Consider the following 22,838-nt stretch of genomic DNA (forward strand, 5'->3'; position numbering starts at 1 on the left):
CGGGGCTGTGTTCGATATGCGGCTCCGCCGCGTGGGCGACTACCCGCAGCACCCGCCACCACAGCACCCGCCCCCACCGGCCCCCGGCGCGGGCGCGGGCGCGACGCGCGACACGCCGCCAACGGCAACTGTCGACAGCAGCTTCACCGTGTCGCCATGCCCCGCAGGGCAGCTCGCGGGGTCGGCGGACTGAGCCATCGGGCGGTTCAGTTCGAACGTGTCGCCGCAGGTCCGGCAGCGGTACTCGTAACGAGGCATGCGCCCAGGTTAGCCGTCAAGGCCCCACCGGGGGCGTCTCAATGTTTCCTGAGTGTTGCTTTCTATCCGGCATATGTGCCGGGCATTCGAAAATGTTACTGATAATTTGTGAACGCCGTTGCGAGGATGCTCAGCTCACCCGCGCGAGCAAGACCTAGTGCGGAGGGAGACGCAGGCGTGACCGATGCGTCGCAGGGGGAGGGCGGCCCCATGGGGGGTGGCCGTGGCGAGAAGCCGTTGAACGCCGACGAGACCCTGCATCTGAGAGTGGACGCCCTCAGGGCGGACGAGACCATGCAGCTGCGCGTCCCACCGCCGCCGGAGCCACCCGCTCGGGGCGGCGGCAGGGCCGAGCGGCGGCGCGGCGCGCGCTCCGCCGGGCGTGAGCGCGCCGCTGCCGGGACCGGGGCCGCGGCTACGGTCGCGGCCGTGGCCGGCCGGGTGTTCGGCCCGCTGGCCCCGTACTGGCGCCGCGCAGCCCCCTACGCGCGCCGCCTGAAGCCGGTGTACCCGCGCCCCGGCCGCACCGGCTGGCGCCGCTGGATACCCTCCTGGCGCCAGTGGATCGGCGCCGTCCTGACGTCGTTCGGTCTGCTCACCGCGTTCCTCGTCACCGCCTACGCGATGACGGACATACCGAGCAACCTGAACTCGTACGCGACACAGCAGGACAACGTCTTCTTCTGGTCCGACGGCACGCCGATGGCCCGCACCGGGTGGGTGCAGCGGCAGGCGATGCCCCTGAAGGACATCCCCCAGGACGTCCGCTGGGCGGTGCTCGCGGCGGAGAACGAGAGTTTCTACTCGGACCCGGGCATATCCGCCAAGGGCATCACCCGGGCCGTGTTCCGCACACTGGGCCAAGGGGACACCGAGGGTGGATCCACCATTACCCAGCAGTACGTCAAGAACGTTTATCTGTCCCAGAACCAGACGATCAGCCGCAAATTCACCGAGGCGATGATCTCGCTCAAGCTCGACAACAAGATGAGCAAGGACGAGATCCTGGAGGGGTATCTCAACACCAGCTGGTTCGGCCGGGGCAGCTACGGCATCCAGCGCGCGGCCCAGGCCTACTACGGCAAGGACGTCGGCAAGCTCAACGCCTCCGAGGCGGCCATGCTCGCCGGGCTGCTCAAGGGCGCCGGCCTGTACGACCCCACGCTCAGCAAGGCCAACCACACGCGGGCCGTCGAGCGCTGGTCCTGGATCCTGGACCGCATGGTCACGATCGGCAAGCTGTCCCCGCGGGAGCGCGCCACGTACAAGACCTTCCCCGAGCCGCTGAAGAGCAATCCGCTGTACAACACCGGTGCGCAGAGCGACTACCTGGTGGAGCTGGCCTCGCAGTACGCCAAGAAGGCCGGGCACCTGACCGACAAGCAGTTCGACCTGGGCGGCTACCAGATCTACACGACCTTCGACCGCAAGCGGGAGAAGGCGCTGACCGACGCCGTCACCAAGGCCCGCAAGGAGGCCAAGCAGGACGATCCGGCGACGGCGAAGGACGGGCACTACGGCGCCGCCTCGGTGACCGCCGACGGGCAGATCCTCGCCGTCTACGGCGGCCCGGACCACCGCAAGCAGGGCTTCAACGAGTCGAACGCGACCACGGTCCCGGCCGGCACCGCCTTCACGCCGTTCGTCTACGCCGCCGGACTCGAGCACGGTGTGCACAAAACGCGTGGGGGACCCGCCACGGCCGTCACCCCGGACAGCGTCTACGACGGCGACGACGGCGTGCCCGTCACCACGCCCGAGGGCCCGTACTGGGACCGCAGCGGCAAGAAGGTCCTCGCGCACAACGAGGGCGGGAAGTCGTACGGGCAGATCACCCTGCGCGAGGCACTCGCGAAGTCGGTGAGCACCCCGTTCATGCAGCTCGGCATGGACGCCGGCCTGGACACGGTGCGGCAGACCGCCGAGGCGTCCGGACTGCTGTCCTCCAGCATGGGCCCGCAGGTGCCGGCCCTGTCCCTGGGCAGCTCCACGCCCAGCGCGATCCGGATGGCCAGCGGCTACGCGACCTTCGCCGCCGAGGGCAAGCACACCGAGCCGTACTCGGTGCGCCGGATCACCCGCAACGGCTCCCCGGTCCCCCTGGCCACCCCGCACCCCAAGCGCGCGGTCGGTGCCCAGGTGGCCGACGAGGTCACCGAGGCGCTCACCGACTCCTTCCGCACCGCCCACCCCGAGGCGGCGGCCGCGCGGTCCGGGGTGTCCGGGAAGGCCGGCACCACCGACAAGGACACCGCCGCCTGGTACGTCGGCACGGCCGACTCCGTGTCCACCGCGATCGTCGTCTACCGGATCGACCTGACCAAGTCCCTGGAGCCCCTGCCGCTCAAGGGCCTGGCCGGTACGTCCGCCAACAGCGTCCCGTATGCCCTCTGGTCGGCCGCGACGGGTATCGGCTGACCCCCGAAACCCGTCCACCCTCCCCTTCCGCAGAATGAGCCGCGCATGCCCCGCAAGATGTCGTCGCCAGGCCGCCGTCGAGCCCCTCGCCGCCGCAGTGCGCCCCGTGCCACCCGGCCACAGGTCCTGACGCTGGCCGCCTTCCTCGTCGTGGCCTCGCTGGTGGCCGGCTACCTGGTGCTGTCCCGCACGGACAGCACCACGCCGGCCGCCGCGACCGGCAAGAGACCCAGGGCGGGCGCGCCGAAGGCCACTCCGAGCCCGGAGTGGGACGGCAAGACCAAGATCCTCGGCGACGGCTCCACCTCCTACACCGGCCCGCAGAAGGGGCAGTTGAAGCCGGTGCCGCTCAAGCCCGGTGAGAAGCCGCCCCAGTTCGTGGTCTTCTCCTGGGACGGCGCGCTGGAGGGCAGCGACCACCTGTTCTCGCACTACCGGGAGCTGGCCGAGGAGTACAACGCCCACATGACCTTCTTCCTCACCGGCATCTACCTGCTGCCCAAGAGCAAGAAGGCCCAGTACCACGGCCCCATGCACTCCCCGGGCGACGCCGCGATCGACTACGCCACCGACGACCACATCCGCACCACGCTGGACCAGCTGGGCAAGGCGTACCAGGACGGCAACGAGATCGGCACCCACTTCAACGGCCACTTCTGCGAGGCCAAGGGCGGCGGCGACTGGAGCGTCGAGCAGTGGAAGAGTGAGATCGACCAGTTCTACTCCTTCGTGGAGCACTGGAAGACCAACACCGGCTGGAAGGACGTTCCCGCGCTGCCCTTCGACTTCAAGAAGGAGGTCACCGGCGGCCGGGCACCCTGCCTGGAGGGCCAGAAGAACCTGCTGAAGGCCATCAAGAGCTACGGCTGGCGCTACGACGCCAGCTCGCCGGGCGACTTCCAGATATGGCCGTCGAAGAAGAACGGCATCTGGGACTTCCCGCTGCAGCTGCTCCCGTACACGGACAACGTCCAGGCCCTGTCGATGGACTTCAACTTCCTCTACAACCAGTCCGACGGCGAGGTCCACGGCGACCCGGCGAAGTACCCCGAGTGGCAGCAGATGACGTACGACTCGTACATGAAGGGCTTCAACCGGGTCTACTACGGCAGCCGTGCGCCGCTGTTCATCGGCAACCACTTCGAGGACTGGAACGGCGGCATCTACATGAAGGCCGTGGACGAGCTGGTCAAGACCGTGTGCACCAAGAAGGACGTCAAGTGCGTGTCCTTCAAGGAGCTGTCCGACTGGCTGGACGCGCAGAAGCCGCAGACCCTGGCCGCCCTGCGCAGCCTCGACCCCGCCCAGTCGCCCGATTGGTCCGCGGTCGTCAAGTGACAAGTACGCCCTGGGGATTCCACTTGTGCAACCCTCTTCACAAACGCCACACCAGCCGTGGCAAGATGCCCCTCGCCCGGTAGGTGTACCGGCGTAGAGGGGAACATCATTGAAATCTAGAAGACTGAGCCGTAGGCGGAGCCGCACCGCCATAGTCACCGCCGCGGCCGCCTCGGTGGTCGCCGGTGTGGCCCTGGTGCCCAACTGGAGTGCGGGCGCGGCCGTGACCGACGACCCGACCGTGGACGCGGCGACCAAGGCGACCTTCCAGCGGCTGGCCGACGCGGTGTTCACCGACCGCACCCAGGCCCTGGTGGAGGGCGCGGGCAAGGCGGACACCCGGCACACGTCCGGCTTCTCGGGCTCCGTGCGCCTGTCCGGCGGGCAGACCCGCGAGGAGAAGTCCGCGCTGGACGAGCTGCGTGACCGCCGCGGCCGTCTCGCCCGGCTGGGCGAGACGTACCGCGCCGGCAGCACCAAGGTCACGCTCGACGCCACCCAGGTGAAGGGCCACAACGCCAAGGTCGCCGTCACCGAGACCACGACGCTGACCTACCAGAAGGCCACCGGCAAGAGCCCGAAGTCCACCGGCTTCCAGGCCCACCACGAGCTGACCTTCAAGGCCGACCGGCACGGCACCTGGCAGCTCACCGGCATCCGCGACACGGACGACGGCTACCTCGCGGTGAACCAGGTCGCCAAGCCCGCCGTCGCCAAGGTGAAGACCACCGCCGAGGACGACGGCCCGCCGAGCGCGGCCCGCGCGGCCACCACCTGGCCCGCACCGGCGAACGCGAAGAACTTCTCCGCGACCGGCTACAACTACCAGGCCATGGTCGCCTACGCGCAGAAGTACTGGAACAACTACAACCCCGACTACCCGGACTTCAACGGGGTGGGGGCCGGCGGCGACTGCACCAACTTCGTCAGCCAGGCCCTGAAGGCGGGCGGCTGGAAGCACGTACCGGGCTACACGTACGACTTCCACAAGTGGTTCGGCAACTCCGAGATCCAGTCGGACTCCTTCGTCGGCGTGAACGAGTTCTCCTGGTTCGCCCTGTCCTCGAAGCGGGCCACCAGCCTCGCCAACGTCTACCAGACGGACCTCGGCGACGTGCTGCAGATGGACTTCAACCGGGATGGGTCCAAGGACCACACGATGATCGTCACCTACCGGGACCGCCGGGGCGTGCCGTACGTGAGCTACCACTCCACCAACACCTACAACCGGTCGGTGGCCAGCCTCGTCGCCTCGTACCCGAGCGCCGCGTTCTACGCCTACCGGACCTGACCCGGGCCCGGCTGCGGGCCCTGCCGCTCCTGCCCTTCCCGCTCCTGAAGCATCCGCTGCTCGTGCGGGGAGGGTCCCGGATGGCGGGCCCGCCAGTACGGGTTGTCGTGCGGCAGCGCCGAGCCGACCCGGCCGTACATGCCGAAGGTCATCAGCAACAGGCCCACGACGAAGCTGAAGAAGACGTTCTGGATCTTGAAGGCCAGGAAGTTGCTGGTCGTGTCCAGCAGGCCGAGGAACAGGAAGCCGTTCAGCAGGAACAGCACGCCGAGGACCATGTTCAGGGTCGACGCGAAGTTCCCGCCGATCACCATGCCGGCCAGCAGCACCGCGCCGATGACGATCGACAGCACACTGAGCGCGCCGTTGCTGTTCAGCCCGGCGACCGTGTCACCGCCGGTGTTGAAGAAGCCGATGTGGTCGATCACGCCGAGAATGCCGAAGGCGACCAGGAACGCGCCGATCAGGCCCGCTCCGATCCGGTAGACCGTGTTGAGCCGGTGGTCGACGGGCAGGTGGTCGTCCAGCCGCGTCCGCCGGCGCTCCCCGGCTTTCCTCGTGTGCACTGCGTGTGTGGCCATGTCCGCCTCCCTCGGGCGCTAGCGGAGGCCATCCGTCCATTCAATATCCGCCTGCCCCGGCCCACCGGCAACACACGCGGGTCAGTGTCCGGCGCCGCGCTCCTCGCGGATCTGCGCCACCACCCGCGCCACCGTCCCCCGGACCGCCTCGGCCTCGGTCAGGAAGTGCCAGTAGTCGGGGTGCCGCCCCTCCAGCGTGCCGACCGCCCGCTCCAGCCGGGCCACGGCGTCGTCCAGCGGCCGGGCGTGCCGCGGGTCCGGGGTCGTACGGCCCGTCATGGCCAGCCGCTGGGCGTCCCGGATCGCGAACCGGGTCCGCTCGATCTCCGCCTGCGGATCCTTCTGCACGGCGTTCAGCCTGGCCAGCCGGTCACCGGCGGCCGACACGGCCTCGTCGGTGGCATTCAGCAGCGCCCGTACGGTCGCCAGCAGCGAGGTGGCGTCCGGCCATCGCTGGGCGTCCCGCGCCGCCTGCGCCTCCCGGAGCTTCGCCTCGGCCTGCCGCACGTTCTCCCCGGCCTGTCCCGGCACCTGCTGCAGATCCTGCCAGCAGGCGGCGGCGAACCGGCGGCGCAGCTCGCTCAGCACCGGCTCCACCTGCCCGGCCCGCGTGGTCAGCGCCTGCGCCCTGGTCCGCAGGGACACCAGCCGGTGATCGATCTCGGCCGCCCGCTCCGGCAGCCGCTCCGCCTCGGCCCGGATCGCCCCGGCCTCCCGCTGGACCCGCTCGGCCCGCTCCAGCGTCGGCTGCACGCCATGCTGCCCGGCGCCCTGGTTCAGCCTGGTCAGCTCGGGCGACAGGGCCGCCAGCCGCGCGGCCAGTTCATCGGCCGCGAGGCCCTTCTCCCGTACGGCGTCCAGGGCGTTGCTCGCGGCCAACAGCGACTGCCGGGCCCGCTCCACGGCGGGCGCCAGCCGCGCCAGCTGGGTCTCCGCCTTGCCCAGCAGCGGCCCGAGCGAGCCGCCGAACCGTTCCAGCTCCTGCCGGACCCGCACCAGCTCGTCCTTGGCGGCGGTCAGCTCGGCCCGCGCCCGCCCGGCCGTGCCGGCCTCCAGATCCACCCGGTCCAGATCATGGGCGTCGACGGCCTGGATGTACCGCTGACTGACCTCGTCGATCCGGCGGCCGAGCGCCTCGAAGTCGGAGACGGCACGCCGGGCGGCGGGGGAGTCGTCCACCGCCGTGATGGTCTCGATCGAGATCCGCAGATCCCGCTGCGCGGTGTCGAGTTCGTAGAAGGCCGCCGCGGCGGCGTCCTTCGCGGCCTGCGCCTCGGCCCGCTGGCTCTCCGCCCGCCCGCCGAACCAGCGCCGGGTGCCGCCGCCGGTGAACGCGGCGGCCAGCACCGGCGCGGCCAGCAGCGGCAGGCCGATCAGGGCGAGGGTGTCGCGCAGGGCCGGGTGACCACGCCGGGTCCGCGCGGTGGACGACGGCGGGTACGGCGGTGTCGCTGGCGTGCCCGGTGTCGCCGTCACATCCCTCTCCCGTGCTGTGGTCCGCCCTGGGTGGAGACATTCTCCCACCCGTTGAAGACGAACACACGGCCCGGTCAGTTCGCCGTACGCACCGTGACTTTCCCGTCGGAGCTGTGCGCCGAGACCCGGTGCGGGCTGGTGTCGTCGCGGGGCACGGACACCGACACCGCCCCGTCGTCGGAGCCGGCCGACACCCGGTACGCGCCCTTGGGCAGTGCCACCGTCACCGACCCGTCCTCGCTGTTCGCGTCCACCAGGTCCGGCGGGCCGGAGAGTTCGACGTCCACGGAGCCGTCGTCGGCGGAGGCCTTCACCCGGCGCGAGGAGACCTCGGCGCGCACCGCGCCGTCGTCGGCGTGCAGGTCCAGCGGCCCGCTGGAGCCGGTGACACGCACGGCGCCGTCGCCGGCGTCGATGCCGACCGGATCCCGGAACCCGGAGGCACGCACGCCGCCGTCCGCGCTCTCGACCTCGATGCCGACCCCGTGGGGCACCTCGATGCGATGCCGGGCCGAGCAGTCGGCGAACAGCCCGGAGCAGTGCACCCGCAGCACGAGCCGGTCGTCGGCCATGGACCACCGCACCGTGGGCCCGTCGCCGGCGACCACGGACCCGTCGAACCAGCGGGTCACATCGACGGTGCCGGCCTTCTGGGAGTCCACGGCGACGATCTCCAGCGAGGAGTTGTCGGAGTCGACGGTGAGGGTACGGCCGTGCAGCGGGAAGGAGCGGTGGTCCGGATGCGTGTCGTCCCCGGCGGAGGCGCCACAGGCGCTGACCCCGGCGACGAGCGCACCGGTGAGCACGGCCAGGCCGGCAGCACGGAAGGCAACGGGACGGAACATGTGATTTCTCCCCCTGGACCGGCCCGCCTGATCCGGTGGCCGGAGTACATCGGTCTCCGCCGACCCTAGGACCCGCCGCGCGGCCCGACGATCCGGCGGCCTCCAGGAACAGGGGTGGGAAAACCCCCTTGTCTCCGGTTTGCAGCACAGGCCCTCGGGCCATGTAGGCTGTCGACCTGCCCGGGTGCGTAGCTCAGGGGTAGAGCGCCTGCCTTACAAGCAGGATGTCGGCGGTTCGAAACCGTCCGCGCCCACCGGTCCGGCCCCTCGGAGAATGCTCCGAGGGGCCGTTCTCGTGGCCTACGTCTCCCTCTCGTGAGCGTGCTTCAGCAGGGACCGGGCCTCCACCCGGTCCGCCGCCGCTATCTCGGACCAGAAGCGGTGCGTGCTGACGAAGACCGCCAGTTCGTGTTCGCGTCGTCGCAGCTTCTCCACCTCGGCCTGTTCGTCCTCCGTCCAGCCGGGGGACGCGGGCCGCTCCAGCTTGCGCCAGCCGCCCGCGTCACTGAAGCCGTCCAGCGGCTCGACCGACCAGGGCAGCCGCTTGAGCAGGGCCGACAGCTCGGCCCGGACCTGATGCAGCTCCTCCTGGCCGGCGAGGAGGTCACTCGGGAATTCATAGCTCGTCGCCACGCGCTAATGCTACGCCTGTTCGATTTTGCGAGGCGAGGTCGATCATGAGGTTCCGGTGGGATTCAGCCGAACGAGTGGCCGGGTCTCAGTGGCCGGCGGCTCGCAGCTCCCCGACCAGCCGGGCCGTCACCGGTACCGGTACGCCGTGCCGCTCGGCCGCCCGCAGCAACGCGCCGCCGATCGCGTCCAGTTCGAGCGGCCGGCCCGCCTCCGCGTCGCGCTGCATGGACGACTTGGCGGCGGGCGGGAAGGCGTCGTACCGGGCGAGGGCCTGGGCCGGGTCGGCGGGGGCGCCGCAGGCCCGGCTGACCGCGGTGGTCTCGGCGACCAGCGCCTCCAGTTCGCCCCGGTGCCGGGTGCGGGCCTCGCCGAGCGGGACGCCGTACCGGGTGGTGAGCAGGGCGAACGGGGCGAGGAACGCCATCTTGGCCCACAGGGCCGCCGTCTCGTCCCCGACCGCGCGGGCGGTCGTACCCGCGGCCGTCAGCCGGTCGGCGAGGGCGTCGAGACGGCCCCGGGGCACGGACTGCCCGGCCAGGTCGATCTCCGTGAACGGGCTGCCGTGTTCGATCACGCCCGGGGCGAGCCGGGTGGACTCCACGCGGATCACGGCGGGGGCGACCCGGTCGGGGCGGTAGCGGGCGCGCAGGGCGGCGGGGTGCTCGACGCCGTTCAGCAGCGGTACGACCAGGGCGTCGCCGAGGACGGCGGGCGGGACCCGGGTGAGGGCGGCGTCGAGCGCGGTGTGCTTCACGGTGACCAGACAGGCGTCCACCGGTTCGCGCAGCTCGGTGTCCGCGTCGACGGCGGCCGTGAACTCGCCGAACTGCGGGCTGCGGACGGTGATGCCGGTACGGCGCAGGGCATCGGCCGTGGCGTCACCGGCCAGGCAGATCACTCGGTGGCCGGAGCGGGACAGCAGGGCGGCGAGCAGGCCGCCGGTGCCGCCGGGGCCGAGGACGGCCACGGTGAGCGGGTGCGTCATGGAGTTGTTCCCTTCGACGGTCGGCCCCGGGGTCGGTGGCCGCCTCGGTGCTGATCTTCGCAGTTGTCAGTGCCGTGCGCGAGACTGTGTCCATGTGCCGGAGCATCAAGACACTGCGTCCGCCCGCCCTGCCCGGCGAGGCCACGGACGAGGACATCCGCGCGGCGGCGTTGCAGTACGTACGGAAGATCTCGGGTTTCCGGGCTCCCGCGGCCCACAACCGGGAGGTCTTCGACGAGGCGGTGGACGCCGTGGCCCGGGCCACCGCGGACCTGCTCGGAGGACTGGAGGTGCGGGGGCAGGCCGTGCGACGGGAGGGCTAGGGCAGGCATCCCCTCCGTAATCCGGCATGTCGCCATAACTCCGGCGGGCAACAAGGGAGTTGGGTCGCGACAGGGCATGATGAAGCGCGCCCTCCGCTTGTCGTCGACGCCCTGGAGCCCTTCCCTTGTCTCAGGAATCCCCCACGGTCTCCGTCGCCCTGGTCGGGGCCGGACCCCGAGGAACCAGCGTCCTGGAGCGCCTCTGCGCCTCCGCACCGGAGCTCCTCCCGCCGGACGTCCGGCTGACGGTGCACGTGATCGACCCCGCGCCGCCCGGCCCCGGCAGGGTCTGGCGGACCGCGCAGTCGGCCGAGCTGCTGATGAACACCGTGGCGAGCCAGGTGACCCTGTTCACCGACGCCAGCGTGGACTGCTCGGGCCCCGTCCGGCCGGGCCCCAGCCTGTACGAGTGGGCGGACGGCGAGCTGGGCCCGGACGACTACCCGACCCGCGCGCACTACGGCCGCTACCTGGAGTGGGTGTTCGCCACCACGGTCCGTGCGGCCCCGGCCGCCGTGCGCGTGCAGACGCACCGGGCCCGCGCCGTACGGCTGGCCGACGAGCCCGACGGCCGTCAACTGCTCACCCTGGACGACGGCCGGACCCTGACCGGCCTCGCCGCGGTGGTGCTGGCCCAGGGGCACCTGCCCGCCGCCCCGGATGCGGAGCAGCGGCGCCTCGCCGCGTACGCCGCCGGGCACGGCCTGCGCCACATCCCGCCCGCCAACCCGGCCGACGTCGACCTCTCCGCGCTCCGGCCCGGCGCGCCCGTGCTGCTGCGCGGGCTCGGCCTGAACTTCTTCGACCATCTCGCCCTCCTCACCACGGGCCGCGGCGGGCGCTTCACCCGCCGTCCGGACGGCTCCCCGCGCTACCTCCCTTCCGGGCGGGAGCCGCGCCTGTACGCCGGTTCGCGGCGTGGGCTGCCGTACCAGGCCCGCGGCGACAACGCCAAGGGCGCCCACGGCCGGCACACCCCGCTCGTCCTCACCCCGGAGGTGATCGCCGGCTTCCGCAAGCGCGCCGACTCCGGCGAGGCGCCCGACTTCCTCGCGGAGATATGGCCGTTGGTGGCGAAGGAGGTGGAGACGGTCTACTACGGCGCGCTGACCGGCCGTCCGGACCTCACCGCGCGCCTCCTCGCCGTACCGCACGGCGACCCCCAGGAGAGCCTGATCCTGGACGAGTTCGGGGTGCCGGCGGCCGACCGGTGGTCCTGGCGGCGGATCGCCCGGCCCTACGAGGGGCGGGAGTTCGCCGGTCAGGGGCAGTGGCGGGCGTGGCTGCTGGCGTATCTGCGCGAGGACGCCGCGCAGGCCGCCCTGGGGAACGTACGGGGGCCGCTCAAGGCGGCGCTCGACGTGCTGCGCGATCTGCGCAACGAGATACGGCTGGTGGTCGACCACGGCGGACTGAGCGGCGCCTCCCGCCGCGCGCACCTGGACCGCTGGTACACCCCGCTGAACGCCTTCCTGTCCATCGGCCCGCCCCGGCGCCGCATCGAGGAGCTGGCGGCGCTGGTGGAGGCGGGCGTCGTGGAGGTGCTCGGGCCGGGGCTGGAGGTGTCGGCCGAGGACGGGGCCTGGGTGGCGCGGTCACGGAGGGTACCCGGCCCGGCCGTCCGTGTGACCACTCTCATAGAGGCCCGGCTCCCGGAGCCCGATGTCCGGTGCACCGCCGACGAGTTGCTCGCCGGGCTCCTCGCCGACGGCGGTTGCCGGCCGCACACGGTCGACGGGTACGAGACCGGAGGGCTGGACGTGACCCGGCGGCCGTATCACCTGATCGACCGTCAAGGAGCCCTGCATACAAGGCGGTTCGCGTTCGGCGTGCCCACGGAGGGGGTGCACTGGGTGACCGCGGCGGGGGCCCGGCCGGGGGTGGACTCGGTCACGCTGTCGGACGCCGACGCGGTGGCGCGGGCCGTCCTGCGGGCGGCGGCGCCGACGGCGGAAGCGGGGGCGGACGCGCCACTCCGACCGGATGTTGAACTTGCAAGCATCGATTAGGTGCGCCTAACCTGTCACTCCATTCGGTACCGCCGCCCCCACGACCGGCCTCTCAGTCCCCGGCCGGCCCGACCGACACCGAAGAGGAGCGACTCCTTCATGTCCGCACGTCTCAACTCCGCTCAGCCCTATGCCATCGGGCTCTTCCGCATCGTCCTCGGCCTGCTCTTCGCGGTGCACGGCGCCGCGTCCCTGTTCGGCATCCTCGGCGGTGCCGCGGGCACCGGCGGCACCATCGCGGCCGGCACCTGGCCCGGCTGGTACGCGGCCGTGATCCAGCTGGTCGCCGGCGGCCTGGTGCTGCTCGGCCTCTGCACCCGCGGTGCCGCGCTGATCGCCTCCGGCTCGATGGCGTACGCCTACTTCGACGTCCACCAGCAGGTCGCCCTGTGGCCCATCCAGAACGGCGGCGAGCTGTCCGTCCTCTTCTGCTGGGCCTTCTTCCTGCTGGTCTTCACCGGCTCCGGCGCCTTCGGCCTGGACCGGCTCTTCGGCCGGCGCGCGGCCGCGGACGGCGGGCGCGCGGCGGAGCAGGCGCCGGTGACCGCCTGATCCGCACGCGAAAGCGGCAGCCCGTGAACAACCTGTAGTCACCTCACGAACCCCCCGCGAGGCTCCTGTCACACCCCCGGCGTACGCTGTATGGCTGTTCGGCTGTACGGCCGTTCGCCACGGGGGAGTGACGGGAGTCGTCGTGTTGGAAAGCGTGGGGTCGCTGGCGGCCGGGCCATGGATCTATGCCGTGGTGGCTCTTTCGGTCCTGCTCGACGTGTTCCTGCCGGTGCTGCCGAGCGGTGTGCTGGTCATCACGGCCGGCACGGCGGCGGCGGCCGGTTCCGGCGCGGCGACGGGCGCGGTCCCGCACGACGTGCCGGACATCCTGGCCCTGATCCTGTCCGCGGCGACCGCCTCGGTCCTCGGCGACCTGGTGGCCTACCGGCTGGCCTGGCGGGGCGGGGAGCGGCTGGACCGGGCGATAGCCCGCTCCCGGCGGCTGACCACCGCGCAGGAACGTCTCGGCGACGCGCTCGCCCGGGGCGGCGGCGCCCTGGTCGTCCTCGCCCGCTTCGCCCCGGCCGGCCGCTCGGTCGTCTCCTTCTGCGCCGGCGCCGCCCATCGCCGCGCCCGCGACTTCCTGCCCTGGTCGGCCCTGGCCGGCCTGTCCTGGGCCGCCTACAGCGTGGCCCTCGGCTACTACGGCGCCCAGTGGCTCGGCGCGACCTGGATCGCCACGGCGGTCTCGGTGGCCGCGCTGTTCGGGGCGGGCGCGGCGGCGGGCTTCCTGGTGCGCCGCAGCCCGGCTTCCTGACGGAGTGACGTCCCCCGCCGTCCGGCCTCAGGCCCTACGGCGGGGTGCCGGTGCGGAACTCAGCAGCTCGCCAGGTAGTTCGTCAGCGCGCTCTTCTCGGCGGAGTCCACCGAGAGGTTGTAGTAGTACTTCACCTGCACCCAGGCGCGCACGTACGTGCACAGGTACGCGGAGCGCGACGGCACCCACGTCGCCGGGTCCTGGTCGCCCTTGGCCTGGTTGACGTTGTCGGTGACGGCGATCAGCTGGGGCCGGGTCAGGTCGTTGGCGAAGGCCTGCCGCTGCGCGGTGGTCCACTTGCTCGCGCCGGAGTCCCAGGCCTCGGCCAGCGGGACGAGGTGGTCGATGTCGAGGTCGGACGCGGCGGTCCAGGTGGCGCCGTCGTACGGGGAGTACCAGCTGCCGCTGGTGGCGGCGCAGGAGGAGTCGGTGACGACGTTCGAGCCGTCCCGCTTGAGGACCGTCTCGCGGGTGTTGCAGGCGCCGCTGATGGTGATCCAGTGCGGGAAGAGGTCGCGGCTGTAGCCGGTGCGGTTCTCGGTGGCCACGGTCAGCTGGGAGAGGTACGTGCGGGCGGTGGCGGCGCTGACCGGCGTGGGGAGGGCGGCCGAGGCGTTCGGGGAGTTGAACAGGGCGACGGAGGCTATGAGGCCCGTGAGGGCCGCGAGTATGCTCGTCCGTCGACGCGCGTAGAACTTCGGCATGGCTGAACTCCCTTGTGGGGTAGCGGTGTTGGGTCGCGAGCGAGGGAATGCTCGCGGTGCGGTGTTGCCGGGGGGTGAGCGCTCGGTAAGAAGCTAGTGACGCGAACATGTCAAGACAAGGTTCACGGCCGAACCTTCACATCCCGTACAGTGGGGAGCGCAGAAGGGGAGTAGCTCTTCGCCGGACCGTCGACATACTGCTCAGCGAGCCTGAGCCGGCGCCCGGAGGCGGACTTCATCGAGGTCCGCCAGCGAGACCTTCGGCAAGCAGTGCACGCCCGTGCCCCCTGGTACGGGCGCCGAGTGTGCTGCCATGCCGAGGTGTCATCGCGTGACGTACCGCACTCTCGGCGGGGCAGCCCGACCGATTGAGGGATCTTGATCAGCATCACCGTGACGGCGCTCGTCTTCGGCGTCATCTTCCTGGCCGAGCTGCCGGACAAGACCGCGCTCGCCGGCCTCGTCCTCGGCACCCGCTACCGCGCCTCGTACGTCTTCGCGGGCGTCGCCGCCGCCTTCCTGCTGCACGTCGTGCTCGCCGTCGCGGCCGGCAGTGTGCTGACCCTGCTGCCGCAGCAGATCGTGCACGCCCTCACCGGCGTCCTCTTCCTCGGCGGTGCGGCGATGCTGCTGCTGAAGAAGGACGACGGCGAGGAGGAGATCAAGAAGCCCGCCGACCAGTCCTTCTGGAAGGTCGCGGGGACGGGCTTCACGCTGATCCTCGTCGCCGAGTTCGGCGATCTCACCCAGATCATGACCGCCAACCTCGCCGCCCGCTACGACGACCCGGTCTCCGTCGGCCTCGGCGCCGTGCTCGGCCTGTGGGCCGTCGCCGGACTCGGCATCGTCGGCGGAAAGGCCCTGATGAAGCGGGTCCCGCTGCGGCTGATCACGCAGATCGCGGCGCTGCTGATGCTGGGTCTCGGCGTGTGGAGCCTGTACGAAGCCGTCGCGGGCTGAGCTGAACGGTGAGTGAACCCTCGCCGGGGTGGTGGCGGGAGCCGCACAGGTTTTGTACCGTGGAGGAACAAAGTGGCTCCCGCCCGTTTTCCCTGACCGGCGGGCGGGGCCGCCTTGTCCCTCCCCACGTCTCCCGACGCGGGCCTTTTCGTTCCATGGAGCTGCCGATGCCGGCCACCGCCACGCCCACCGTCCTCACCGCCCGCGCCCTCCTGCTCGACATGGACGGCACCCTCGTCAACTCGGACGCCGTGGTCGAGCGCATCTGGCGGCGCTGGGCCGGGCGGCACGGGCTGGACGGCGACGAGGTGATGCGGGTCGTGCACGGCCGGCAGGGCCACGCCTCCATGGCCGTACTGCTGCCCGGCCGGCCGGTCGAGCAGAACCTCGCCGACAACGCCCGCATGCTCGCCGAGGAGACCGCCGACACCGACGGCGTGATCGAGATCCCCGGCGCGAGCGCGTTCCTCGCCGCGCTGGACGGGCTGCCGCACGCGCTGGTGACCTCCGCGGACGTCCCCCTGTCCACGGCCCGCATGAACGCCGCCGGGCTGCCCCTGCCGACGGTCCGCGTCACCGCCGAGTCGGTGGGCGCGAGCAAGCCCGACCCCGAGGGCTTCCTGAAGGGCGCCGCGGAACTGGGCGTCGACCCGGCCGACTGCATCGTCTTCGAGGACTCCGGCGCGGGGATCGCGGCGGGGCGCTCCGCGGGGATGCGGGTCGTGGGCGTCGGGCCGCGTGCCGTGCCGCACGAGCCGGACGTGGCCGTGCCCGACCTCACCCGGGTCCGGGTCGAGGCCTTGCCGGACGGCAGGATCCGGTTGCACATCGGCTGACGGGAAGCGGCGTGCGGCACGCTGTCGGGCGCGGGTGCGTGGTGGGTTGCTCGCGCAGTTCCCCGCGCCCCTTGGGTCGGACCAGCCCCGGCTACGGCTCCGTCGTCTCCCCCTCCAGGCTTCTCCGTGTCGCCGGGCCGTACTCGCCGAGCGGGTCGGCCGCGATGCCCCGGGCCAGCTGGTAGTTGCGTACGGCGTCCTCCACGGGGAGGGTGAAGGAGTCGTCGATCCGGTCGCCGTAGAGGTTCAGCTGCCGTAGCCGCAGCTGGAGTTCGGTGACCTCCGGGCCCCTGTCGCCGCGGCGCAGCACCGGGGCCAGGGCGGGCGTGGTCCGCGGGGAGGCGGAGGGCGTCACGGACGGCGTCGGTGAGGTGGCGCGGGACGCACTGGCGGAGGGCGTGGGGGTCGGCGACGGTGACGCGCTGCCGAAGGACGGGCTAGGGTCCGCCGGTACCGAGGGGGAGGGGGCCGGCGAGGCGGGCGTGACCGGCGGTGCCGGTGCCGGCACCGAGGCGGGCGCCCGGGTGGTCGCCGCCGGGATGCTCTCCCTGACCTCCCGCGCCGCCCGCTCCCGGGCCGGCGCGTGATAGGAGAGCAGCGCGAAACCGGCCACCGCGACGATCACCACCCCCGCGCCCCCGGCGGCCAGCAGCACGGTACGAGCAGAGCGGCGCCGGGGCGGCTCGGCCCCGGGCGGGCCCGGCTCAGCCGTCGGCGCGGGCGGCGCGGGCGCTACCGGTCGCGGCTCCCTCGGGCCGGGGCCCGCGCCCGCGTCCCGCACCTCCACATACGGCCGTATCCGCAGCGGATCGAAGTCCTCCGCCGCTGCCGCCTCCGCCGTACGCGTCTGACTCAACGCCTCGGACACCCGCTCGGTGCAGTCGCACGACGGGGTGTTGTCCGGTCCCCTGGGTGCCCGGCACTCCGGGCACGTGGTCCCCTGCCTCTCCGACACGTGTTCGACCCCTCCCCTCGGGACCTTCGAAGAATATGCGCACTTCCGCCACATCCGCAGGACTCGACAGGCCATAAGCGGTGACACCGATCACGATGGAAGAGGTGCACCCGAGCCCCGGGAGGTCCCCATGGCCCTGGACACGCACAGCACGGCGACGGACCCGCGGAGCGGCGAGCACGTTCCGGGCGGCGTGCTCGTCCCCATCGGCGCCCTGCTGCTGGGGCTGCTGCTCGCCGCCCTCGACCAGACCATCGTGTCGACCGCGCTGCCGACGATCGTGAGCGATCTCGGCGGCCTGGAGCACCTCTCCTGGGTCGTCACCGCCTATCTGCTGGCGTCGACCGCCGCCACCCCGCTGTGGGGCAAGCTCGGCGACCAGTACGGCCGCAAGCGGCTGTTCCAGATCGCCGTCGTGATCTTCCTCGTCGGCTCCGCGCTGTGCGGCATGGCGCAGAACATGGGCGAGCTGATCGGGTTCCGGGCGCTGCAGGGGCTGGGCGGCGGCGGGCTGATGGTGCTGTCGATGGCGATCGTGGGCGACATCGTGCCGCCCCGCGAACGCGGGCGCTACCAGGGCCTGTTCGGTGCCGTGTTCGGCGCGACCAGCGTGCTCGGACCGCTGCTCGGCGGAGTGCTCACTGAGCACCTCAGCTGGCGCTGGGTGTTCTACGTCAACCTGCCCGTCGGCGTGGTCGCGCTCGCCGTGATCGCCGTCGCCCTGCGCATCCCGCGCCGCGCCGCCCACCACGTCATCGACTACCTGGGCACGTTCCTGATCGCCGCCGTCGCCACCTGCCTGGTGCTGGTCGCCTCGCTCGGCGGCACCACCTGGGCCTGGGACTCGGCGCAGATCATCGGGCTCGCCGTCCTGGGTGTCGTCCTCGCCGTGGCGTTCGTCGCCGTCGAGCGGCGGGCCGCCGAACCCGTGCTGCCGCTGACGCTGTTCCGCATCCGCACCTTCACGCTCGCCGCGGTCATCAGCTTCATCGTCGGCTTCGCCATGTTCGGCGCGATGACCTACCTGCCGACCTTCCTCCAGGTCGTGCACGGCATCTCGCCCACCCTGTCCGGCGTGCACATGCTGCCGATGGTGGCCGGCCTGCTGCTGTCCTCGACCGCCTCCGGGCAGATCGTCAGCCGCACCGGCCGCTGGAAGGTCTTCCCGGTCACCGGCACCCTCGTCACCGCGATCGGCCTGCTCCTGCTGCACCGGCTCGACGAGCACAGCTCGACCGCGATGATGAGCGTCAGCTTCTTCGTCTTCGGCCTGGGCCTCGGCCTGGTCATGCAGGTCCTCGTCCTCATCGTGCAGAACGCCGTCTCCTACGAGGAACTCGGCGTCGCCACCTCCGGCGCCACCTTCTTCCGCTCCATCGGCGCCTCCTTCGGCGTCGCCATCTTCGGCACGGTCTTCGCGAGCCGCCTCGGCGACAAGCTCGCCGCCGCCTTCCGGGGCGTGAGCCTGCCGCCCGGCGTCTCCGCCGACGCGCTCACATCCGATCCGCGGGGCATCGCCGCCCTGCCGCCCCCGCTGCGCCCGGCCGCCCTGCACGCGTACGCGTCCGCGATCACCGACGTCTTCCTGTACGCCGCGCCCGTCGCCCTCCTCGGCTTCCTGCTGGCCTGGTTCCTGAAGGAGGACCGGCTGCGCGCCTCGGTCACCGCACCGGACGTCTCCGAGACCATCCCGCCGAACCCGGTCGAACGCTCCTCCTCCGACGAGGTGTGCCGGGCCCTGTCCGTCCTCGGCACCCGGGAGGGCCGCCGCGCGATCTACCAGAAGATCACCGAGCGGGCCGGGTACGACCTGCTGCCCGCCGCCAGCTGGATGCTGCTGCGCGTCCGCCGCTACGGCTCCGTCGAACCAGGGGTGCTGGCCGAGCGCAGCCCGGTGCCGCTCCAGGCGGTCATGGCCGCCGCCCGCCAGGTCGAGGAACGGCGGCTCGCCGAACGGCAGGGCCTGGACCTCGTCCTGACCGACACCGGGCGCGTGGTCGCCGACCGGCTCGCCAAGGCCCGCGAGGAGTCCCTGGCCGAGCTGCTCGGCGACTGGTGGCGGCCCGGCTGCTCCGCCGACCTCACCCAGGTGGTCCGGGAGCTGACCGGCGAACTGTGCGGCGCCGAACGCGAACGCCCGCACGACGCCGGCACGGTCAGCAGGACCGGCTGACGGCGACCAGCTCCTTGCGGAACCAGTGCTCGGCGTACAGGGCGGAGTTGTGCGGGCCGGTCTCCGAGTAGCCGAGGCGGGCGTACAGGGCGCGGGCCTCGACCAGGTCGCCGCGGGTGTCCAGGACGATCCGCCGGGCGCCCAGAGCGCGGGCGGCCTCCTCGGCGGCGGCCACGAGGAGCGCGGCCCCGCCCCGGCCGCGCGCCTCGGGCAGCACGAACACCCGGGTCAGTTCGGCGGTGTCCGCCTCCAGCAGCCGTACGCCTGCCGAGCCGGTCGGCTCGCCGTCGTACCGCCCGACGAGCAACTGCCCGCGCGGCGGCACGAGTTCCGCCCCGGTGTGGGCCGCGATCTCCCGCTCCAGCTCGGCCGGGTCGGTGCGGTGCCCCTCGTGCAGCAGGTACCAGCGGTCGCTGACCTCGGTGTAGTAGGCCCGCCACAGTGCGGCGGCGGCCGGGGAGTCGTACGGCTCCGGAGCGATCGTCCATGTCATGCCGGTCATTGTCGGGAGGCGTCCCGCACCCCGCGCAACCGGATATTCCGGGAGTCCCGGACGCCGGGGATGCCCGGCGGAGCCGTTTGCGGGCCGGGTTCCGGGTCACCCGGAGGAAGAACCGGCCGGCGGGGCCGGTCCGACCGGAAGGCAACCATGTCCACAGGTCTGATCATTCTGCTGATCGTGATCGCGGCGGTCGTGGTCATCGGCGCGACCGCCTTGGTGGTGCGCAGCCGCGCACGGCGCGGCGGGACCGGCCTGAAGCGGCGCTTCGGGCCCGAGTACGAACGGACCGTGGCGCTGCACGACGGGGACGCCAAGGCCGCCGAACGAGAACTGGCCGAGCGCGTCGAACACCACGGCGACCTGCGTGAACGGCCGCTCGACGGAGCCCAGCGGCAGCGGTACGCACAGCGCTGGGCGGCCGTACAGGAACACTTCGTCGACGCCCCGCGGGAAGCGGTGTCCGAGGCCGACCGGCTGCTCGCCCAACTCGCCGTCGAGCGCGGCTACCCCGACGGCGGGCGGTACGAGGAGCAGCTCGCCGCGCTGTCCGTGCACCACGCCGACCATGTCGACGGCTACCGGCAGGTGCACCGGGCGGCCCGCACCGGCGCCGGCGGCGGGCCGAGCGAGGCCGGCGCCGGGACCGAGGAGCTGCGCTCGGCGCTGCTCGGCGCCCGCGCCCTCTTCGACGACCTGAACAGCGCCGAGTCCGGCCGGCACCGGGCCCCCGGCGGCACCAGCCACACCACGACCACCCCCGGAACCCGCTCGCACGCCCGCCCGCACGCGCCGTGGGCGCTGCACAGGAGCCGACCGAAGGAGAGCTGAGCGCCATGCCGGCCAGAACGAACGACCCGGACGACGCCCGGCGCTTCGCGGAGCGGCAGCCGGGCGACGAGAGGCTCCCGGAGGAGGAGCGGATGATGTCGAGCGAGCCCCGGCCCGAGGAACGGCTGCCCGGGGAACCCGCTCCCGGCGGACAGCCGGGCCGCCGGCTGCCCGGCTCCGCCGGACCCGGCCGCGAGGGGCTGACCGGGGACGACCTCACACCCGAGGACACGCACCCGCCCGGCGCGGGCGGTCCGGGCACCGGGGAGTGGCACGGCACGGAAGGGCTGCGCCCCGGCACGGAGGATCTCGGGGCCGGCGTGGACGAGGGGTTCACCGCCAGTCACCGGGCCGAGTGGTCGGCGATCTCCGAGGAGGACCGGATGCCCGACGACGGGCTCGGCGCGCCGTCGCCCGAACACGCCGCCGGACGCGAGGCGGCCGGCAGCGACTCCCCGGGCCGGGACTCCTGGCCGACGGCCGCCGGCGCCGCGGCACCCGGCGTGCCCCTGCTGCCCCGGGAGGAGACCGAGCGGTGGGAGCGGCTGATGCGGGAGGCGGCCGGCGCCTTCGTGGAGCAGCCCGAAGCGGCCGTGGAGCGGGCCGACCGGGCCGTGGAGGAACTCGCCGCGCGGTTCACCGAGGCCGTGACACGCCGGCGCCGCACCCTGCGGATGTCCTGGGAGGGCACCGAGACCGACACCGAGCAGCTGCGGCTCGCCCTGCGTGACTACCGGGCGCTGGCCGGACGCCTGCTACACGGCTGACCCGGGCCCGTCTGCGCGGGCGGCGGCCCGGCGCTGCCGCCATTCGCGCACGACCTCCTCCACGTCGTACGGCTTCTTCCCCAGCGGGGGGCCGGGCGGCGGCTTGAACATCATGTCGCGGATCTTGACGTTGACGTCCTCGACGATCTTCCGTGCGATCCGCTCCGACGGTGCCGCGTACGCCGCCACGAGGGCGTCCTCGGCCTCCTTGCGCAGGGCGAGGGACGGAGGCAGCACGGCCAGGCCCTCGCGCACCATCTTCTGCCGGACCCACCACAGTTCGTCGTACGTGGAGTCGACCTCCGCGGGCAGCGGCTGCCCCGCCCCCGGCAGCCGGTCGAACTCCCCGCGCCCCTGCGCGTCACGGATCTGCTTGTCCACCCAGGACTCGAACGGGACGCCCGGTGGCTTTCGCTCGGTCATGAACCCATTGTGCCGGACGCGACCCGGCCGGGCGTTTTATCATGCGGCGGCGGTACGGCCACCGGCCCACCGCAACCCAGCCATCGCACAAGGACGTTTCAGGGGGAGCGCTCGTGCTCGAACTCACCATGGCCGCCGTCTCCGGACAGGACGCGGGTGCCACGGCCGGCATGACCATGGCCGAGGCACCCAGCCGGCCCGGCGCCGTGCTGCGGGTCGGCCGCGACGGCAACGAGTGCGGGCTGGTCACCCCCGAGGACTGGCTGTTCGTCTCCCGCGTCCACCTGGAGTTCCTGTGCGGCCCCGACGGCACCTGGCAGGTGACCTGGCTGCGCGGCTCCCAGCCCGACCCCGCGTCCGAGGTGCGGCTCGCCGTCGGCTCGCACGCGCAGCCCCTCGGCTACGGCGCGACGGTCGCGCTGCCGTACGGCGGGTCCGGCGAGCTGATCGTCCAGGACCGCACCGAGCCACGCAGCGTCAACGTCGGCTTCTACCACGAGGTCTGAGCCCCGCCCGGGCGCCGCGCCCCGGCTCAGCCCAGCACGCGGGCCAGCGCGAAGCCGTCGTAGCCCTTGCGCCCGACCGTCTGCAGCGCCGTGCCGCTCAACCGCGGGTGGGTGGCGATCATTTCGATCGCCGCCCGGCTGCCGAGGACGTCCGGCTCGGTGCTGCCCGGGTCGGCCACCCGGCCGCCGCGCACCACGTTGTCCACGATGATCAGGCTGCCCGCCCGGGTGAGCCGCAGCGCCCACTCCACGTAGTGGGCGTTGTTGGCCTTGTCCGCGTCGATGAAGACCAGGTCGAAGGGGGCCGGGTTCTCGTCGGCGAGCTTGGGCAGCGACTCCAGCGCCGGGCCGACCCGCACCTCCGCGATCCGCTCCAGACCGGCGCGGGAGATGTTGCGGGTCGCGACGTCGGCGTGCCGGGCGTCGTACTCCAGCGAGATCAGCCTGCCGTCCTCGGGCAGGGCACGGCCCAGCCAGATCGTGCTGTACCCGCCGAGCGTCCCGATCTCCAGGATGTTCCGGGCGCCCTGCAACTCGGCGAGCAGCTGCAGGAACTTGCCCTGCGCGGCCGTGACGGCGATGGCCGGCAGCCCGGCGGCCTCACTGTCCCGCAGGGCGGCCCGCAGCACCTCGTCGTCCGGTGAGAGATGGCTGATGAAGTAGTCGTCGACGTCGTCCCAGAGCTGCGACCCGCTCATAGCGCCTGCTGCCTTTCCGC

The 22,838-nt window shown here is 72.5% G+C and carries 24 protein-coding genes and 1 tRNA gene; 14 read left to right on the forward strand and 11 right to left on the reverse strand.

Features of this window, described 5'->3' with window-relative positions:
* Positions 1 to 39 precede the first annotated feature (39 nt).
* Positions 40 to 258, reverse strand: coding sequence for a zinc ribbon domain-containing protein (locus ABZ937_RS37080; RefSeq protein WP_361698737.1), 219 nt, complete (start codon positions 256 to 258; stop codon positions 40 to 42).
* A gap of 210 nt (positions 259 to 468) precedes the next feature.
* On the opposite strand from ABZ937_RS37080, the gene ABZ937_RS37085 reads away from it, so the two are divergent.
* The 3 genes from ABZ937_RS37085 (at position 469) to ABZ937_RS37095 (ending at position 5,305) form a co-directional block, all read left to right on the forward strand.
* Positions 469 to 2,676: a transglycosylase domain-containing protein gene (locus ABZ937_RS37085; protein WP_361698792.1), complete on the forward strand. Its 2,208-nt coding sequence runs from the start codon at positions 469 to 471 to the stop codon at positions 2,674 to 2,676.
* Between the two features lie 45 nt (positions 2,677 to 2,721).
* Positions 2,722 to 4,014: a hypothetical protein gene (locus ABZ937_RS37090; protein ID WP_361698739.1), complete on the forward strand. Its 1,293-nt coding sequence runs from the start codon at positions 2,722 to 2,724 to the stop codon at positions 4,012 to 4,014.
* Positions 4,015 to 4,201: 187 nt separating this feature from the next.
* Positions 4,202 to 5,305 (forward strand): amidase domain-containing protein, encoded by a 1,104-nt coding sequence (locus ABZ937_RS37095; protein ID WP_361698794.1) that lies wholly within the window; start codon positions 4,202 to 4,204, stop codon positions 5,303 to 5,305.
* Here the strand turns inward: ABZ937_RS37095 and ABZ937_RS37100 are convergent.
* The 3 genes from ABZ937_RS37100 to ABZ937_RS37110 form a co-directional block, all read right to left on the reverse strand.
* Entirely contained in the window at positions 5,293 to 5,886 is a 594-nt protein-coding gene (locus tag ABZ937_RS37100; RefSeq protein ID WP_361698741.1) for a DUF4383 domain-containing protein, read from the reverse strand. The two genes, ABZ937_RS37095 and ABZ937_RS37100, sit on opposite strands and share 13 nt — an antisense overlap.
* 81 nt (positions 5,887 to 5,967) lie before the next feature.
* Positions 5,968 to 7,362 (reverse strand): hypothetical protein, encoded by a 1,395-nt coding sequence (locus ABZ937_RS37105; RefSeq protein WP_361698743.1) that lies wholly within the window; start codon positions 7,360 to 7,362, stop codon positions 5,968 to 5,970.
* Positions 7,363 to 7,436: 74 nt separating this feature from the next.
* Complete coding sequence (locus ABZ937_RS37110) at positions 7,437 to 8,207, reverse strand: DUF4097 family beta strand repeat-containing protein (RefSeq protein WP_361698745.1); 771 nt, start codon at positions 8,205 to 8,207, stop codon at positions 7,437 to 7,439.
* 182 nt (positions 8,208 to 8,389) lie between these two features.
* Between ABZ937_RS37110 and ABZ937_RS37115 the strand changes: the two genes are divergently transcribed.
* Positions 8,390 to 8,461, forward strand: a tRNA-Val gene (locus tag ABZ937_RS37115).
* Positions 8,462 to 8,507: 46 nt separating this feature from the next.
* Here the strand turns inward: ABZ937_RS37115 and ABZ937_RS37120 are convergent.
* Both ABZ937_RS37120 and ABZ937_RS37125 read right to left on the reverse strand, forming a co-directional pair.
* On the reverse strand, positions 8,508 to 8,840 hold the full coding sequence (locus ABZ937_RS37120) for a hypothetical protein (protein WP_361698747.1): 333 nt from the start codon (positions 8,838 to 8,840) through the stop codon (positions 8,508 to 8,510).
* A gap of 85 nt (positions 8,841 to 8,925) precedes the next feature.
* Entirely contained in the window at positions 8,926 to 9,825 is a 900-nt protein-coding gene (locus tag ABZ937_RS37125; protein ID WP_361698749.1) for a 2-dehydropantoate 2-reductase, read from the reverse strand.
* 92 nt (positions 9,826 to 9,917) lie between these two features.
* Between ABZ937_RS37125 and ABZ937_RS37130 the strand changes: the two genes are divergently transcribed.
* The 4 genes from ABZ937_RS37130 (at position 9,918) to ABZ937_RS37145 (ending at position 13,466) form a co-directional block, all read left to right on the forward strand.
* The gene (locus ABZ937_RS37130; protein ID WP_361698751.1) at positions 9,918 to 10,148 is read left to right on the forward strand and encodes a DUF2277 domain-containing protein; all 231 of its coding nucleotides are present in this window, start codon (positions 9,918 to 9,920) and stop codon (positions 10,146 to 10,148) included.
* A gap of 125 nt (positions 10,149 to 10,273) precedes the next feature.
* Positions 10,274 to 12,157 carry an FAD/NAD(P)-binding protein gene (locus ABZ937_RS37135; RefSeq protein ID WP_361698753.1) on the forward strand — a complete coding sequence of 628 codons (1,884 nt, stop codon included), beginning with the start codon at positions 10,274 to 10,276 and terminating at the stop codon, positions 12,155 to 12,157.
* A 99-nt stretch (positions 12,158 to 12,256) separates the two neighbouring features.
* Positions 12,257 to 12,709: a DoxX family protein gene (locus tag ABZ937_RS37140; RefSeq protein ID WP_361698755.1), complete on the forward strand. Its 453-nt coding sequence runs from the start codon at positions 12,257 to 12,259 to the stop codon at positions 12,707 to 12,709.
* A 142-nt stretch (positions 12,710 to 12,851) separates the two neighbouring features.
* Positions 12,852 to 13,466 carry a VTT domain-containing protein gene (locus tag ABZ937_RS37145; RefSeq protein ID WP_361698757.1) on the forward strand — a complete coding sequence of 205 codons (615 nt, stop codon included), beginning with the start codon at positions 12,852 to 12,854 and terminating at the stop codon, positions 13,464 to 13,466.
* A gap of 59 nt (positions 13,467 to 13,525) precedes the next feature.
* Here the strand turns inward: ABZ937_RS37145 and ABZ937_RS37150 are convergent, their stop codons facing one another.
* Entirely contained in the window at positions 13,526 to 14,170 is a 645-nt protein-coding gene (locus ABZ937_RS37150) for an HNH endonuclease family protein (protein WP_361698759.1), read from the reverse strand.
* 378 nt (positions 14,171 to 14,548) lie between these two features.
* On the opposite strand from ABZ937_RS37150, the gene ABZ937_RS37155 reads away from it, so the two are divergent.
* Together ABZ937_RS37155 and ABZ937_RS37160 are read left to right on the forward strand one after the other, a co-directional pair.
* The gene (locus ABZ937_RS37155; protein WP_361698761.1) at positions 14,549 to 15,130 is read left to right on the forward strand and encodes a TMEM165/GDT1 family protein; all 582 of its coding nucleotides are present in this window, start codon (positions 14,549 to 14,551) and stop codon (positions 15,128 to 15,130) included.
* Positions 15,131 to 15,297: 167 nt separating this feature from the next.
* Positions 15,298 to 15,966 (forward strand): HAD family hydrolase, encoded by a 669-nt coding sequence (locus ABZ937_RS37160; protein ID WP_361698763.1) that lies wholly within the window; start codon positions 15,298 to 15,300, stop codon positions 15,964 to 15,966.
* A 91-nt stretch (positions 15,967 to 16,057) separates the two neighbouring features.
* Here the strand turns inward: ABZ937_RS37160 and ABZ937_RS37165 are convergent, their stop codons facing one another.
* Complete coding sequence (locus ABZ937_RS37165; RefSeq protein WP_361698765.1) at positions 16,058 to 16,822, reverse strand: peptidoglycan-binding protein; 765 nt, start codon at positions 16,820 to 16,822, stop codon at positions 16,058 to 16,060.
* Between the two features lie 229 nt (positions 16,823 to 17,051).
* Here ABZ937_RS37165 and ABZ937_RS37170 point away from each other — a divergent pair, with 229 nt between their 5' ends.
* Positions 17,052 to 19,094, forward strand: a complete 2,043-nt coding sequence (locus ABZ937_RS37170) for an MDR family MFS transporter (RefSeq protein ID WP_361698767.1) — start codon at positions 17,052 to 17,054, stop codon at positions 19,092 to 19,094.
* Here ABZ937_RS37170 and ABZ937_RS37175 read toward each other — a convergent pair.
* Complete coding sequence (locus ABZ937_RS37175; protein ID WP_361698772.1) at positions 19,078 to 19,596, reverse strand: GNAT family N-acetyltransferase; 519 nt, start codon at positions 19,594 to 19,596, stop codon at positions 19,078 to 19,080. The two genes, ABZ937_RS37170 and ABZ937_RS37175, sit on opposite strands and share 17 nt — an antisense overlap.
* Before the next feature lie 147 nt (positions 19,597 to 19,743).
* Here ABZ937_RS37175 and ABZ937_RS37180 point away from each other — a divergent pair, with 147 nt between their 5' ends.
* Entirely contained in the window at positions 19,744 to 20,424 is a 681-nt protein-coding gene (locus tag ABZ937_RS37180) for a hypothetical protein (protein WP_361698774.1), read from the forward strand.
* Positions 20,425 to 20,429: 5 nt separating this feature from the next.
* On the forward strand, positions 20,430 to 21,191 hold the full coding sequence (locus ABZ937_RS37185) for a hypothetical protein (protein WP_361698776.1): 762 nt from the start codon (positions 20,430 to 20,432) through the stop codon (positions 21,189 to 21,191).
* Here ABZ937_RS37185 and ABZ937_RS37190 read toward each other — a convergent pair.
* On the reverse strand, positions 21,180 to 21,614 hold the full coding sequence (locus ABZ937_RS37190; protein WP_361698778.1) for a DUF1992 domain-containing protein: 435 nt from the start codon (positions 21,612 to 21,614) through the stop codon (positions 21,180 to 21,182). The genes ABZ937_RS37185 and ABZ937_RS37190 overlap by 12 nt on opposite strands.
* A gap of 113 nt (positions 21,615 to 21,727) precedes the next feature.
* On the opposite strand from ABZ937_RS37190, the gene ABZ937_RS37195 reads away from it, so the two are divergent.
* Positions 21,728 to 22,120, forward strand: a complete 393-nt coding sequence (locus ABZ937_RS37195) for a hypothetical protein (RefSeq protein WP_361698780.1) — start codon at positions 21,728 to 21,730, stop codon at positions 22,118 to 22,120.
* 26 nt (positions 22,121 to 22,146) lie between these two features.
* On the opposite strand, the gene ABZ937_RS37200 is transcribed toward ABZ937_RS37195, so the two are convergent.
* Positions 22,147 to 22,818: an O-methyltransferase gene (locus tag ABZ937_RS37200; protein WP_361698782.1), complete on the reverse strand. Its 672-nt coding sequence runs from the start codon at positions 22,816 to 22,818 to the stop codon at positions 22,147 to 22,149.
* Between the last annotated feature and the right edge of the window lie 20 nt (positions 22,819 to 22,838).

Origin of the sequence: Streptomyces sp. NPDC046727 (assembly GCF_040645635.1) — a bacterium.
Classification (GTDB): Bacteria; Actinomycetota; Actinomycetes; order Streptomycetales; family Streptomycetaceae; genus Streptomyces.